Genomic DNA, 15,034 nt, shown 5'->3' with positions numbered 1-15,034 from the left:
AATTCAATTACCCTTAACAGACTCTACCGCTAATTTAACGGATCCATATTTTTTGAGAAGTTTTTCAGCTTCCGCATAGCCAATACCTAAATCCTCCATAATGTAGCGGGTTCCTCGGTCCACCAGCTTATCATTGCTCATTTGCATATTTACCATTTTGTTCCCCTTTACCCTTCCAATTTTTATCATCAACGCAGTGGAAATCATGTTCAATGCCAATTTTTGCGATGTACCACTTTTCATTCTTGTACTACCGGTAAGGAACTCTGGACCAACATTGATTTCTATGGGGACATCTGCAATTTTAGCTATCGGCGACCCTGGGTTATTGGTAATGGCAGCAGTAAGGATCCCATTGGCCTTTGCCGCTTTAAGCCCACCAACCACATAAGGCGTACTACCGGATGCTGCTATACCAACTACAACATCCTTTTCCGTAATTTGATGCTCTTTTAAATCTACCCATGCCTGTTCCATTGCATCTTCTGCATTTTCTACAGCTTTTCTGATCGCAGTATCACCGCCCGCGATAAGACCTACCACTCGTTCATGGGGCATTCCAAAAGTTGGGGGTATTTCAGAAGCATCCAGAATACCTAAACGACCACTTGTACCTGCACCTATGTAAAACAGTCTACCACCTTGATCAAAACGGGTTGCCAGCGCATCTACTAAAATTGTAATCTGTGGTATGGTTTTTTTTACCGCAGCCGCAATTTTTTCATCCTCCTCGTTCATTTTTTGCAAGATCGTTGCGGTATCCATCATTTCCAAATGGTCGTGATTGGATGGCATTTCAGTGATTTTTTTGTAATCCATATACTTAAATAATTTTTATATCATGGTTTTTAAACGCATTGAGCAGGGTGTTTTCCGGTTTTAATTCTGTAATCATAGTATTAATGGAATTGATATCACAGGTTTTATAGCGGTGTTGTGAGTTCAATTTTTCAGAAATGGACAACAGAACCGTTTTTTTTGATGCCTTGATTACCGCTTTTTTAATCTGAACGATATCCCAATCAAACTCCGTTAGCCCATAAATAGCGTCTACATAACCCGTACCTATAAAACTATAGTCAAACCTAATTTCCGATAAATGGTGTATGGCATTTGCCCCAATTGCTATCTGTGCTTCCTTCGCAATTTGTCCTCCAATGGAAATTACACTGATATTTTCTTTATTGGAAAGTTCCATGGCAACCGGCAGACTTATCGTAAAACAGGTAAGGTTTAGGTTTTCCGGTATAATTCTGGCCATTTCCAAACAAGTTGTGCCCCCATCTATAAAGATAACGGCACCATCTTTCAATAAACTTATTGCCTTGGTGGCAATCGCCATTTTTTGGTCTAGCTTATAAATATTGGTATTACGTGCACTATTGCTCATAAAACCCATGGATATGGCACCACCGTGTACTTTTCGTAATTTTTTCTCCGCATCCAGCTCCTTAACATCTCTTCTAACGGTATCGATAGATACATCCAAGGCCTCTGCGATATCGGTCAATAAAATTCTATTATGAAGATCTACCTCATTTAAAATAGTTCTGTGACGTTCCTCTTTTAGCATTTTACAACAACATGTTTTAGCGAATTAAGGCAAAGATAACATTTTAATTTACTTGCCGTTTTATGACGTTAAAGTTAATAAAACAACATATCAATATTAATTAACAGCAAAATAAAGCAAATTTTATTGCAAAAAACGGCATAAATGCAAAATAGTGCATATATTTGCATGAATTTAAAACCGAAATTTTATTGCTGTCCTATGAAAAACGCCTTACAAGATTCTAAGATTGATATCAGCCATAAACCCATTGGCCAATTTGAGGAAACTCGTTTTGAAAAAATCCATAATGTAATCTTTCAAGATTCCAACATTGCATCCATTAAAGTTGCGGAAGAAATTGCCAACCTGATCAAGAAAAGACAGGGGCAAAAAAGAAAGTGTGTACTAGGACTGGCAACCGGCTCTTCCCCAATTAGGGTATATGAAGAATTGGTACGTATGCACAAGGAAGAAGGATTAAGTTTTAAAAACGTGGTTACTTTTAATTTGGATGAATATCTACCCATGGAGCCCAATAACATACAAAGTTATTTTTACTTCATGCACGAACATTTGTTCAACCATATAGATATCCCAGAAGAAAACATTCATATTCCAGACGGTACGGTCAGCAGTGATGAAACTACCGCTTATTGCCTTTCCTACGAAAGAAAGATCAAAGAACATGGAGGTCTTGATTTTCAATTGTTGGGTATAGGTAGAACGGGCCATATAGGTTTTAACGAACCAGGATCACACTTGAATTCCGGTACAAGGGTCATAACCTTGGACCACATTACTCGCGTAGATGCGGCTCCATCGTTCTTGGGAATAGACAATGTTCCCAGAAAAGCCATTACAATGGGTATTTCAACGGTAAAAAAGGCTAAACGTATTATACTCTTGGGCTGGGGTCAAAACAAGGCGGATATTATCAAAAAAACTATAGAGGGGGAAATATCCTCACATGTACCCGCTACCTACTTGCAGGACCATGACAATTGTACGTTTGTACTAGATACAAGTGCCGGTACCGAGCTTACCAGAAACAAGACTCCATGGCTGGTAGATGCCTGTACCTGGACGGACGAGCTAAAATCAAAAGCTATGGTTTGGCTATGCGAAACTACCGGTAAAACAATATTGAGTTTAACGGATAAGGATTATAATGACAATGGCATGGCAGATCTCTTAGCACAGGAAGATGCCTATAACCTAAACATTAAAATGTTCAACAAACTTCAGCATACCATTACAGGTTGGCCGGGGGCAAGCCCAATGCCGATGACACCCACAGACCGGAACGCGCAACCCCGGCACAAAAAAGGGTCATTATCTTTAGTCCACACCCAGATGATGACGTCATTTCAATGGGCGGTACTTTTGACAGGTTGGTTGAACAAGGTCATGATGTACATATTGTCTACCAAACCTCAGGAAATATTGCGGTATCTGATGTTGATGCAAGAAAATATGCCGAAATAGCAATGCAGATCACCCCTTCTTCCGAAGCGGAAAAAATCATAAAATCCATTACGGACAAAAATGAGACCAGGATAGATTCTCCCGAAGTCAGAAATCTAAAAGGTAAGATCAGACGCGGGGAAAGCTATGCGGCAACAAGATATATGGGACTACAGGATGAAAATGTACACTTCTTGGACCTGCCATTTTATGAAACAGGAACCATTAAAAAGAAAAATTTAAGCGCTGAGGACATTGCATTAATGGTGGAGATTATTAGTAAGATAAAACCTCATCAAATTTATGCCGCAGGAGATTTGGCAGACCCGCACGGAACGCATAAAGTTTGTCTAGATGCTGTTTTTGCAGCCTGTGAGCAATTGAAATCAGAACCGTTTATGAAAGATTGCTGGTTATGGCTGTATAGAGGAGCTTGGCATGAATGGGATATCAACGAAATTGAGATGGCCGTACCAATGAGTCCGGGGCAGGTATTGAAAAAACGAAATGCCATATTTTGCCATCAATCTCAAAAAGATGGGGTCATGTTCCAAGGAGATGACTCTAGGGAGTTTTGGATGCGCGCCGAGGAACGTAACCGTGACACGGCCAATAAATATAAGGCGTTAGGACTTTCTTCCTACGCCGCTATGGAAGCCTTTGTACGCCATAAATTCAATTAACATATTCTTTATTCAAAAAGGCCTATTTTAGTTCTAAAATGGGCCTTTTTCATTCCTACATATGTCAAAATACATCATCTTAATAATTTGCATTTTTTTATTTCATTCCTGTGGAGTTTTTAAAACCTATGAGAAACATCCTAAAACAGAATTTAGAGGGGTTTGGATCGCTACCGTAGTGAATATTGACTGGCCAAAAAATGGAAATGACACTTCTGAGAAACAAAAGGAAGACTATTTAAAAATTCTAGATTTTTACAAAAAAGAAAATTACAATGCAGTCATCGTACAAATACGCGCTGCAGGTGATGCTTTTTACGATTCTGAATTTGCTCCTTGGTCTAGATTTCTGTCTGGTGAAGAAGGAAAAGCTCCAGAATGGAATACCGATGTGCTGGACTGGATGATCAAAGAAGCGCATTTGCGGGGAATGGAATTTCATGCATGGTTAAATCCGTACAGGGCAACTTTCGATGAAAATTTTGAAGTTCTTTCAAAATCCCATGATTACTGTACCCACCCAGAATGGATGGTGCATTACGGAAAAAAGAATTATTACAATCCCGGGTTACCAGAGGTTCAAAAAAGATTCTCTGAAATTGTGGGTGAAATAGTTACCAATTATGATATAGATGCCATACATTTTGATGATTATTTTTACCCCTATAGAATTAAGGATGAAATCTTCAATGATTCAACAGCATTTAAAACCTATGCAAAGCCAAATCAAAATTTAGAGGATTGGAGACGTAGTAATATTGATTCTTTGGTACTACAGACCCACCGCACCATTAAATCCATTAAACCATATGTCCAGTTTGGAATAAGTCCGTTTGGGGTATGGAAAAATAAAACAACAGACCCAAGTGGCTCCAATACCAAAGCTGGTCAAACTACCTTTGAGGACTTATATGCAGATCCGTTATTGTGGATGAAAAATGGGTGGATAGATTACTTAGCTCCACAAATTTATTGGAGCATTGATCTCAAAGCGGCACCACACGCAACTTTGGTAGATTGGTGGGCCAATAACAGCTACAATACCAACATATATATAGGTAATGGCGCATATAAAGTCAAAAACAACAGTGACCCCGCCTGGAACCATCCAAAGGAACTTCCTCAGCAATTAGAACTGGCTAGAAAAACCCCTGAGGTATTAGGAAATATTATGTTCAGTGCAAAATCGTTAATGAACGACAATGAGGATGTTGTGAACGCAATACGCAAAGATTTTTATAAGGTACCGGCCTTGACCCCTTCATTTTCATCCTTGAACATAACAGCAGTGCCTACACCGCGTTTGGCAATTACTGAACTAAACGATCAAGAATTTATTCTGCACATAGAAGATATCGTCAATATGAGATATGCAGTGTTATACAAGTCTGGCCGTAAGGTAAAGGAGGCATACAAAATGAAGAAATTGGTAAAAAAAATATTTTTGGATGAAAACCCCAACACCATAAGTATTCCAAAAACAGCTATTAGCGACAACTTTATAGCCCTTAGTTTCATAGACAAATATGGTGTAGAAACAGCGGCAACCGTAATTAATATTAAGAAATTAAAAAAGAATGGTACAAAAAGATAAAGGAGCTTGGGCATGGGTACCGGTCTTATATTTTACACAAGGTTTGCCTTATGTTTTAGTAGTTACCGTATCGGTAATCATGTACAAAAAACTTGGTGTAAGCAATGAAGATATAGGTCTATATACCAGCTTATTGTACTTGCCTTGGGTGTTAAAACCACTATGGAGCCCTTTTGTGGATTTAAAAAGCACAAAGCGTAACTGGTTTCTAGCCATGCAATTGCTAATAGCTATTGCCCTATTGGGCGTAGGCCTTACCCTACCTACCAATATGTTCTTTATCTCCTCCCTTGCTTGTTTCTGGATGGCCGCTTTTGCTTCTGCTACCAATGACATTGCTTCAGATGGTTATTATATGCTGGGACTAACGGAAAAAAAACAATCTTTTTTTGTGGGGATGCGCAGTACGTTTTATAGATTGGCCATGGTCACGGGAGAAGGATTAATTGTTGTTTTGGCAGGTTTCCTTGAAAATAAATATGGTGACAATACCAAGGCATGGAGCATTACCATGTCCGCGGCAGCATTCTTAATGCTGATCATGACGGTGACCAATTTTTTTGTAACCCCAAAATATGAATCGGAAAATGGGATAAATAACGAAAAAGCTATTGGCTTCTTGGAAGTTTTTTCTTCATTTTTCAAAAAGCCGGGTATAGGAATTGCTCTAGCTTTTATTTTAACTTACCGTTTAGGAGAATCGCAATTGGTTAAAATGGCATCGCCTTTTTTGTTGGACACACCAGATAAAGGCGGCTTAGGATATTCCACGGAACAGTTGGGAACTATATTTGGTACTGCTGGCGTAATTTTTTTATCCATTGGAGGTATATTGGGAGGAATCTTGATTTCTAAGGATGGATTAAAAAAATGGATGCTACCTATGGTCCTTTCGTTAAACCTTCCAAATATTTTATATGCGGTGTTGGCATTCACGAATACCACCAACATATATGCAGTGACCGCAACGGTTATATTTGAAAAATTTGGCTATGGGTTTGGTTTTGCAGCCTTCTTGATGTATTTAATCTATATAGCGGATGGCAAATCAAAAACATCACATTATGCAATTGCTACTGGTTTTATGGCCTTAGGAATGATGCTGCCTGGCATGATCAGCGGTTATATGCAACAGTGGTTAGGTTATGACGGCTTTTTTATCTGGGTGGTCATTGCGGCCCTCCCAGCCCTTTTACTATTAAAGTTTATAACCTATCCAGCAGATTTCGGTAAAAAAACAGCAGTTCCCAATGAATAAGATTATGCTAACCCAAGAGACACTAGACCAACTTACAACTACGGAAAAAGTAGGTCAATTATTTATGCCTGCCGCTTTTATCAATGATACCGAAGATGAGATACGGGATCTAGAAAATTTAATAGCCAATTACCATATTGGAGGATTGTGTTTTTTTCATTCCAGGGCAAGTGCAGCTACAAATTTTGAAGGAAAGAAAAAGATAGCTCACAATACGCACAGTTTTGAGGTGCTTAAACAACTGATTAACCGTTACCAACAAGCAGCTAAATACCCTCTTTTAATAGCAATTGATGCGGAATGGGGGTTGGCAATGCGTATTGAAAATACACCACAATACCCTTATGCCATAACCTTAGGGGCTAATACCGACAATTTGGATTTGGTGTTTGAAGTTGGAAAACAAATTGCAAAAGACTGTAAAGCGGCTGGTATACATTGGAATCTCTCTCCGGTAGTGGACATAAATACCAACCCCAATAATCCAGTAATTGGTTATCGTTCCTTTGGTGAAAACAAAGACCATGTAACCTCATTGGCAACCGCATATGTAAATGGAACGCAGAGCGAAGGCATCCTTACGAGTATTAAACATTTTCCAGGACATGGTGATACTGCTACAGATTCACATTTAGGATTACCTGTAATAGACAAAACCAAGGCCGAGCTTTTGGAAAATGAACTATATCCTTTTCAACAGCTCATTAAAAATGGGGTAAATTCCATAATGGTAGGCCATTTATCAGTACCTGCACTGACAGCGGACAGAAGTTTACCCTCTAGTATCAATAAAGATATTATTACGGGAATATTAAGAAACGAAATGGGTTTTGACGGAGTAGTCATATCCGATGCGCTGAACATGCATGCCGTATCAAAAAACTATCCTACACCAGGGCAATTGGAATGGCTGGCATTTAATGCCGGAAATGACGTTTTGTGTTTTGCGGAGCATATAAAAGAAGGTATCGAAATGATACTAAAAAACGCATCAATTGCCCAAATTAACAAAAGTCTAGAACGAATTTGGAAGCTTAAAACAAAAGCTTTTCAAAATACAGACCCAAATATTGAGCTCACCAACCCTAGTTCTTTAAACCGAAAGATTGCAGAGCGATCGCTCACGTTACAGGTTGGTACTACAAAGGCAATTGAAAATTTCAGACAAACAAATCACTGCACTATTACAATAAAACGCTATAGTGCTGATCAATCCGAAAAAGAAATATTAGCATCCTTGAAAGAAATGCAGAATGATGTTGCAGATGAGACAGATGCGTTGATACTACTGACCCCACCACAAATAAAACCCACGAACAATTTTGGATTCCTGAAGGAAGAAATTGAGTTCATAAATCATCTTATAGAAACAAAAAACGTAGTGCTGTATCATTTTGGCAATCCCTATGCCCTTAAATTTTTTGATATAGACAAGACAAAAGCTACGGTAATTGTCTATCAAAATTTTAAGGAATTTCAAGAAGTGGCCACAGCTCATTTTTTAGGAACAATTGAAGCTCATGGAAGACTTCCGGTGGCATTAAATTAATTAGATCATTTAAATATCATTCAAATGAAAGTTTATAAAATTCTTGGTCTTATGTCCGGCACATCTTTAGATGGACTGGACTTGGCATACTGTCACATTTGGGAAAATAAAGGGTCTTGGAAATTTGAAATTAAGGCCTCCAAAAGTATATCGTATTCCAAGGAAATGTTAGTTGAACTTAAAGATGCTATTGGTTTATCCGCCGAAAAACTGATTGAACTTCATAATACATATGGCACATGGCTTGGGGAACAATCCTTACAATTTATTAAAGATCATCATTTAGAAGTTGAGTATATAGCCAGTCATGGCCATACCACGCACCACCGTCCGGAGATGGGACTTACTTTCCAAATTGGATCAGGTCAACATTTGGCCAATGTCAGCGGAATTAAGGTCATTGCGGATTTTAGGACCAATGACATGGCCCTTGGCGGTCAGGGAGCTCCTTTAGTCCCCATTGGCGACCGACTTTTCTTTGACGAGTATGACTTCTGTCTAAATCTTGGGGGCATTAGCAATATATCCTTTGAGGTAAAGAACAAACGTATTGCCTATGATATAGGTTTGGCAAATATGATATTGAACTATATCACCAGAAAAATTGATTTGGAATATGATGAAGATGGAAGATTAGCAAGCAGCGGGGCCATAAATAAAACGATGTTAAAACGACTGAACGATTTACAGTACTACCTTTTGCCCCACCCAAAATCAATTGGTTATGAATGGTTTTTGGAAGAAGTCGTTCCAATCGTTGAAGAAACGGAAGACACCATAGAAAATTTACTCCACACCAGCATTCACCATGTGTGCGATAAAATAGCACAACAGGTAAAATTGAACACAAAGAAAAAAACGCAACGATTATTGGTAACTGGCGGCGGTGCATTAAACTCTTTCCTTATAAGGATATTACAGCAAAAGCTAGGTCGGGGCACAGAGGTCGTTATACCAGAAAAAATAATCATTGAATTCAAGGAAGCACTTGTATTTGCATTAATGGGGGTCTTAAGGGTAGAACAACAAACAAATGTCCTGTCTTCTGTTACAGGAGCCAAAAAAGATTCCTCTAGTGGAGTATTGTTCATACCAAATTAAACTTTTTTACCTAATTTACTGGATTGTAAATCAACTTAAAGATGTCAGAAAAACAAAAGAAAGCAACTGCTTACTGGAAAGAGAACGTAAAATATCTTTTCATTTTATTGACTATTTGGTTCCTGGTTTCGTTCGGTGCGGGAATTTTATTTAAAGATGCCTTGGATTCCATAACCATAGGTGGATTTAAGCTAGGGTTTTGGTTTGCACAACAGGGTGCCATCTATGTGTTTGTTATCCTCATATTTGTATATGTAAGGCTCATGAACAAATTGGATAAAAAGTACCAATACAACGACTAGACCATTCTCTAACCAACCAAAATTACCAACAATATGAGTGTTCAAACCTGGACGTATATTTTAGTGGGGCTTACCTTTGCCCTTTATATCGGCATAGCTATTTGGTCAAGGGCCGGTTCAACAAAAGATTTTTATGTAGCCGGTGGGGGCGTATCTCCCCTTGCCAATGGTATGGCAACCGCAGCGGATTGGATGTCAGCTGCATCATTTATTTCAATGGCCGGAATAATTTCATTTGCAGGCTATGACGGTTCCGTTTACCTAATGGGCTGGACCGGCGGGTATGTACTGTTGGCACTTTTATTGGCTCCTTACCTACGTAAATTTGGAAAGTTTACGGTGCCTGATTTCATAGGCGACCGCTATTATTCAAAAACAGCTCGCATTGTGGCGGTCATCTGCGCACTTATCGTATCCTTCACTTATGTGGCTGGTCAAATGCGTGGTGTAGGTGTCGTTTTCTCCAGGTTTTTACAAGTAGACATCAATACAGGTGTAATTATAGGTATGGTGATTGTCCTATTTTACGCGGTTCTTGGTGGAATGAAAGGCATAACCTATACACAGGTTGCCCAGTATTGCGTATTGATATTTGCCTTTATGGTTCCAGCCATATTCATATCCATACAAATGACAGGCAACCCAATTCCACAATTGGGCATGGGGGCTACCCTCAATGATGGTTCCGGTACTTATTTACTGGAAAAGTTGAATGGCCTCTCCACTGAACTTGGTTTTAATGAATATACCAATGGGTCAAAATCCATCACAGATATATTTGCAATAACACTAGCCTTAATGGTCGGAACCGCAGGTTTGCCCCATGTTATCGTTCGTTTTTTCACCGTAAAAAAAGTAAAGGATGCACGTAAGTCTGCAGGGCTGGCGCTTTTGCTGATTGCTATACTATACACAACGGCACCAGCGGTAGCCGTTTTTGCAAAAACAAATTTAATTGATACGGTAAGCAACCAAGAATATTCCAGTATGCCCGTTTGGTTTAAAAACTGGGAGGAAACCGGCCTACTTTCTTTTGACGATAAAAATGAAGATGGAAAAATTCAATATGTAGCGGATATAGAAAAAAATGAACTTAAGATCGACAATGACATTATGGTATTGGCAAATCCTGAAATTGCAAACTTACCTGCTTGGGTAATTGCCCTGGTAGCAGCAGGTGGTCTTGCCGCCGCACTTTCAACCGCCGCAGGTTTATTGTTGGTGATATCAGCTTCCGTTTCCCATGATTTGGTAAAAAAGGTATTTAACCCCAACATATCGGACAAGGCAGAATTATGGGTGGCAAGAGGTTCTGCAACTGTTGCAGTCGCAATAGCAGGTTACTTTGGCATTAATCCGCCTGGTTTTGTAGCTGCCGTAGTGGCTTTGGCATTTGGGCTGGCAGCGGCTTCATTTTTTCCGGCCATTGTACTAGGTATTTTTTATAAAAAAATGAATAAGGAAGGAGCTATTAGCGGTATGGTAGTAGGAATTCTACTTATGCTTTTTTATATGACTAAATTTAAATTCGGTTGGTTTGGTGGAGGAACACAAGACGACTGGTGGTTTGGTATTTCACCGGAAGGATTTGGTAGTATTGCCATGATCGCTAACTTTATAGTATCGATCATTGTTTTACAATTTACACCTGAACCGCCGGAAGATGTCCAAGAAATTGTGGAGAATATTAGAATTCCAAGCGGAGCAGGAGAAGCAACCGGTCACTGATTTGAAAACAACTTTTATCAACAACCATAGGGATGTAAAATCCTTGAATAATATAATTAACGCATACAATGAGTAATTATCACATTAAGCATTTAGAGGAATATTTTCAGGTTTATAGAAAATCCATTCGAAACCCTGAAGCCTTTTGGGAGGAAATTGCAGAAGAGCATTTTGTTTGGCGCAAGCGCTGGGACAATGTGTTGAGCTGGGATTTTAAAAAACCGGAGATTAAATGGTTTGAAGGGGCAAAGCTGAACATAACGGAAAATTGTTTGGACCGTCACCTACCCACAAGGGGAGATAAAACGGCCATAATTTTTGAACCTAACGACCCCAAGGAAGAAGCAACCCATATTACCTATAGACAATTACATGAACAGGTATGCCGCATGGCTAATGTACTTTTAGACCACGGTGTTAAAAAAGGAGATAGGGTTTGCATCTATTTACCCATGATTCCCGAACTGGCCGTAGCTTTGTTGGCATGTGCTAGAATTGGCGCTATCCACTCTGTAGTATTTGCAGGTTTTTCCGCAAATGCGCTATCTACCAGAATTAATGACAGTGACTGTAAGATGGTACTCACCTCTGATGGATCCTTTAGGGGCTCCAAGTCCATTGACCTAAAAGGTATAGTTGACAAGGCCTTGGAAGACTGCCCAGGTGTAGAACATGTATTGGTAGCAAAACGTACAGGCACGGATATACATATGGAAAAAGGAAGGGATAAATGGTTACAGCCCTTGTTAGATGAAGCATATGCGGATTGCGTAGCGGAAATCATGGATGCAGAAGACCCACTATTTATCTTATACACTTCTGGTTCAACCGGCACTCCAAAAGGTATGGTACATACTACCGCAGGATATATGGTCTATACGGCCTATACTTTTAAAAATGTTTTTCAATATCGAGAACATGATGTGTACTGGTGTACTGCGGATATTGGATGGATAACCGGACATTCTTATATAGTGTACGGACCATTGGCCAATGGTGCAACCACCTTAATGTTTGAAGGGGTTCCCTCCTACCCGGATTATGGTCGTTTTTGGGAAGTTGTAGAAAAGCATAAAGTCAATCAGTTCTATACAGCACCTACCGCTATTAGAGCATTGGCCAAAGAAAATCTGGATTATGTAGAAAAACATGACCTTTCTAGCCTAAAGGTTTTAGGATCTGTAGGCGAACCCATCAATGAAGAGGCATGGCATTGGTACAATAATAATGTGGGGAAGAAAAACAGTCCTATTGTTGATACCTGGTGGCAAACAGAAACCGGTGGTATTATGATTACCCCAATACCATATGTAACACCAACGGCCCCAACGTATGCAACGCTTCCATTTATTGGTATTCAACCTGCTTTAATGGATGAAAATGCGAAAGAAATCAAAGGGAACCAAGTAGATGGCCGACTTTGTATTAAATTTCCATGGCCTTCAATTGCCCGTACTATTTGGGGCAATCATGACCGTTATAGAGACACCTATTTTAGCGCTTATGAAGACATGTATTTTACGGGTGATGGAGCCCTAAGGGATGCTGTAGGATATTATAGAATTACTGGTAGAGTCGATGATGTTATCATTGTATCCGGTCATAACCTTGGAACAGCACCAATAGAGGATTCCATTAATGAGCACCCTGCCGTAGCAGAGTCCGCAATTGTAGGTTTTCCACATGATGTCAAGGGTAACGCCCTATATGGTTATGTTATTCTAAAAGAGACGGGAGAAAGTAGGGATAGGGATAATTTAAGAAAAGAAATTAATCAACAGATTACAGAACAGATAGGGCCAATTGCAAAATTGGATAAAATCCAGTTTGTTCCTGGTTTGCCAAAAACGCGTAGTGGTAAAATTATGCGCCGCATTTTACGTAAGATTGCAAGTAACGACAACAGCAACCTTGGAGACACAAGTACACTTCTAAATCCAGAAGTTGTTCAAGAAATTATGGATAATGCCCTATAATTTCAAATAATAGAAAAAGTTTTAAGTATAAATTTCGCCAGCCAGATTTAAGAAATTGGGTCTGGCGAATTTTATTTTATACGGGAAGTTAATATAGCAATATCAGCATTCTCCCAGCTTTGAATTATTTGCCCCTCAATTTCTTTTACCCTTTGAACATTATTTAGATTTTGATAAGCCAGTTTTAATCCATGTAACGCCCATCCGTTTTTAGGAAATCTAACTAAGTCTTCTTTGTACGTCTTTATTGCATCTTGGTATAATCCAGCTTCTATTTGAATAGCTCCTAGGTGATGCCTTACCGAAAAAAACCAATCTGGTGGTTCGTTATAATTCAAATCATCTTCAAGTTGAACAGCCTTTAATAATAGTGGAATACTTTCTTGATACCTTGATTCTTCTGCCAGTATTTCTGCTTTAAGAATATGCTGTGCAATGTTTAATAAAACTTTTACCGAATTTATGTCCCAAATTGTAATAGCACTAAGGCTGTCTTCCTTCGCAAGACTATCCAATAATTTCAATTCCATTTTAGCACTTTCTAGGTCTCCATTTCCAATAAACGCCATGCCTCTAGCATAATTCCTTACCGCTGCAGGATATATCAACGAAGAGTCATTGTTTTCTTTTTTAAGAATTTCATCCCATTTGCCAAACTTTACATATACATAATATGGTATAGTATAATAATGTTGGAGTGTTCCCCAACCCGGCTCTTTCATTAATAAGGTATTGGAATGTTCTGCAACTTTATTTGCTGCTTCTAGTGCCAATTTACCGTTTCCTTCTAAAGTGGCTGTTGCGGCCATAAAATGATAGTTGTGCGGAAAGTATGCTAACGGATAAGCCCCTTGAGCATTACATGCGGAAACATAACTACTGTCTACAGTGATTGCTCTCATATTTGCTAAAGTGCCTTTATGATAATCGCCTGTACGAATATAAATATGGGATGGCATGTGAACCAAATGACCCGCACCAGGTACCAAATCAGCATCGAATAGCTTAGCACTTTTAAGTCCATCTTCCGGATTTAACGATGTTTCTACAACATGAATATAAAAATGATGTGCTCCGGCATGTTTAGGTTCAATAGTGAACGCTTTCTTTAATACTGAAATAATTTCTGAGGTCCACTCTTTGGCTTCCCCATTTTTACTCCATAAATCCCATGGATGCAAATCCAGTATTGATTCCGCAAACAAAACTGCAATGTCAGCATCATTAGGGTAATCTTGATACACTTCCCTTAAGGCATTTGAGTATAACAAATCCAAATTACTTCTATCCTTCAATGGAAATTGAACATATCTTTTTGCCAGAGCGTTGATTAAATCCTTTTCCTTTTTAGAAGCATTTTGTTCAGCCAATTTTTTTGCTGTTTGGACTGCATCATATGCTCTTTTATAATTATTTGGCTCCATGCCCGCGTTATAATTTGGACCTAGCACATAAGCAAAGCCCCAATAGGCCATTGCACATTTTGGGTCCAATTTTGAAGCATAAAAAAAAGAACGAGCAGCCTCTGCATGATTAAAACCATATGCCAAAACCAATCCTTGGTTCACATATTTTTGAGCTAAGCTATTTGTAGTAGTCACCGGAAAATTAAGTACATCTAAACCGTCAATTATAGGAGCTTTGTTATTAGATTGATACCAGGTTAAATCACTGGTAATAGGTGCACAAGCTATAAAAGGTCTATTAGAAATATGTTCTACATCACGCTTATTCTTACAAGCCATGATAACAAGAAACAGTACTAAAAAATAAACGGTGGTGTTTTTTACAATTCTCAACACTATGGCTTTTTAAACAATGATG

11 protein-coding genes and 1 pseudogene are annotated in these 15,034 nt (G+C 38.9%); 9 read left to right on the top strand and 3 right to left on the bottom strand.

Translation table 11 applies throughout. The features are described from left to right. Positions 1 to 3: 3 nt before the first annotated feature. Positions 4 to 819 (bottom strand): N-acetylmuramic acid 6-phosphate etherase, encoded by an 816-nt coding sequence (gene murQ / locus Q2T41_RS16545; protein ID WP_304436977.1) that lies wholly within the window; start codon positions 817 to 819, stop codon positions 4 to 6. Positions 820 to 823: 4 nt separating this feature from the next. Next, complete coding sequence (locus tag Q2T41_RS16540; protein WP_144805518.1) at positions 824 to 1,573, bottom strand: DeoR/GlpR family DNA-binding transcription regulator; 750 nt, start codon at positions 1,571 to 1,573, stop codon at positions 824 to 826. A 201-nt stretch (positions 1,574 to 1,774) separates the two neighbouring features. Between Q2T41_RS16540 and nagB the strand changes: the two are divergent. The 9 genes and pseudogenes from nagB to acs all read left to right on the top strand — a co-directional run bounded on the left by nagB (position 1,775) and on the right by acs (position 13,210). Further along, positions 1,775 to 3,702: pseudogene (nagB, locus tag Q2T41_RS16535) on the top strand (glucosamine-6-phosphate deaminase). A gap of 61 nt (positions 3,703 to 3,763) precedes the next feature. Next, on the top strand, positions 3,764 to 5,296 hold the full coding sequence (locus Q2T41_RS16530; protein WP_304436976.1) for a glycoside hydrolase family 10-like protein: 1,533 nt from the start codon (positions 3,764 to 3,766) through the stop codon (positions 5,294 to 5,296). Continuing rightward, the gene (locus tag Q2T41_RS16525; RefSeq protein WP_304436975.1) at positions 5,280 to 6,554 is read left to right on the top strand and encodes an MFS transporter; all 1,275 of its coding nucleotides are present in this window, start codon (positions 5,280 to 5,282) and stop codon (positions 6,552 to 6,554) included. Before Q2T41_RS16530 ends, Q2T41_RS16525 begins: the two co-directional genes overlap by 17 nt. Then, positions 6,547 to 8,103 carry a glycoside hydrolase family 3 protein gene (locus Q2T41_RS16520; protein WP_304436974.1) on the top strand — a complete coding sequence of 519 codons (1,557 nt, stop codon included), beginning with the start codon at positions 6,547 to 6,549 and terminating at the stop codon, positions 8,101 to 8,103. The genes Q2T41_RS16525 and Q2T41_RS16520 overlap by 8 nt, the downstream gene beginning before the upstream one ends. 24 nt (positions 8,104 to 8,127) lie before the next feature. Then, positions 8,128 to 9,204 carry an anhydro-N-acetylmuramic acid kinase gene (locus Q2T41_RS16515; RefSeq protein ID WP_304436973.1) on the top strand — a complete coding sequence of 359 codons (1,077 nt, stop codon included), beginning with the start codon at positions 8,128 to 8,130 and terminating at the stop codon, positions 9,202 to 9,204. A gap of 41 nt (positions 9,205 to 9,245) precedes the next feature. Then, the gene (locus Q2T41_RS16510; RefSeq protein WP_144805508.1) at positions 9,246 to 9,506 is read left to right on the top strand and encodes a DUF4212 domain-containing protein; all 261 of its coding nucleotides are present in this window, start codon (positions 9,246 to 9,248) and stop codon (positions 9,504 to 9,506) included. Between the two features lie 33 nt (positions 9,507 to 9,539). Next, positions 9,540 to 11,234 (top strand): sodium:solute symporter family protein, encoded by a 1,695-nt coding sequence (locus Q2T41_RS16505; RefSeq protein ID WP_304436972.1) that lies wholly within the window; start codon positions 9,540 to 9,542, stop codon positions 11,232 to 11,234. Then, entirely contained in the window at positions 11,170 to 11,310 is a 141-nt protein-coding gene (locus Q2T41_RS16500) for a hypothetical protein (protein ID WP_304437486.1), read from the top strand. The genes Q2T41_RS16505 and Q2T41_RS16500 overlap by 65 nt, the downstream gene beginning before the upstream one ends. Further along, a complete protein-coding gene (acs, locus tag Q2T41_RS16495) occupies positions 11,303 to 13,210 on the top strand; it encodes an acetate--CoA ligase (protein WP_304436971.1) in 1,908 nt (635 codons plus the stop codon). The genes Q2T41_RS16500 and acs overlap by 8 nt, the downstream gene beginning before the upstream one ends. A gap of 71 nt (positions 13,211 to 13,281) precedes the next feature. Here the strand turns inward: acs and Q2T41_RS16490 are convergent, their stop codons facing one another. Continuing rightward, positions 13,282 to 15,009 (bottom strand): tetratricopeptide repeat protein, encoded by a 1,728-nt coding sequence (locus Q2T41_RS16490; RefSeq protein WP_304436970.1) that lies wholly within the window; start codon positions 15,007 to 15,009, stop codon positions 13,282 to 13,284. Between the last annotated feature and the right edge of the window lie 25 nt (positions 15,010 to 15,034).

The organism is Maribacter confluentis (assembly GCF_030505015.1).
GTDB lineage: Bacteria > Bacteroidota > Bacteroidia > Flavobacteriales > Flavobacteriaceae > Maribacter > Maribacter sedimenticola.
Note: the sequence above shows the minus strand (reverse complement) of the source record. Positions and strands in the feature narration are given on the sequence as shown.

Excerpts from the sequence above, each read along its gene's own strand:
- murQ (WP_304436977.1), bottom strand. The coding sequence starts at position 819 with ATGGATTACAAAAAAATCACTGAAATGCCATCCAATCACGACCATTTG.
- Q2T41_RS16520 (WP_304436974.1), top strand. The coding sequence starts at position 6,547 with ATGAATAAGATTATGCTAACCCAAGAGACACTAGACCAACTTACAACT.
- Q2T41_RS16540 (WP_144805518.1), bottom strand. The coding sequence starts at position 1,573 with ATGCTAAAAGAGGAACGTCACAGAACTATTTTAAATGAGGTAGATCTT.
- acs (WP_304436971.1), top strand. The coding sequence starts at position 11,303 with ATGAGTAATTATCACATTAAGCATTTAGAGGAATATTTTCAGGTTTAT.
- Q2T41_RS16505 (WP_304436972.1), top strand. The coding sequence starts at position 9,540 with ATGAGTGTTCAAACCTGGACGTATATTTTAGTGGGGCTTACCTTTGCC.
- Q2T41_RS16515 (WP_304436973.1), top strand. The coding sequence starts at position 8,128 with ATGAAAGTTTATAAAATTCTTGGTCTTATGTCCGGCACATCTTTAGAT.
- Q2T41_RS16530 (WP_304436976.1), top strand. The coding sequence starts at position 3,764 with ATGTCAAAATACATCATCTTAATAATTTGCATTTTTTTATTTCATTCC.
- Q2T41_RS16525 (WP_304436975.1), top strand. The coding sequence starts at position 5,280 with ATGGTACAAAAAGATAAAGGAGCTTGGGCATGGGTACCGGTCTTATAT.
- Q2T41_RS16500 (WP_304437486.1), top strand. The coding sequence starts at position 11,170 with ATGTCCAAGAAATTGTGGAGAATATTAGAATTCCAAGCGGAGCAGGAG.
- Q2T41_RS16510 (WP_144805508.1), top strand. The coding sequence starts at position 9,246 with ATGTCAGAAAAACAAAAGAAAGCAACTGCTTACTGGAAAGAGAACGTA.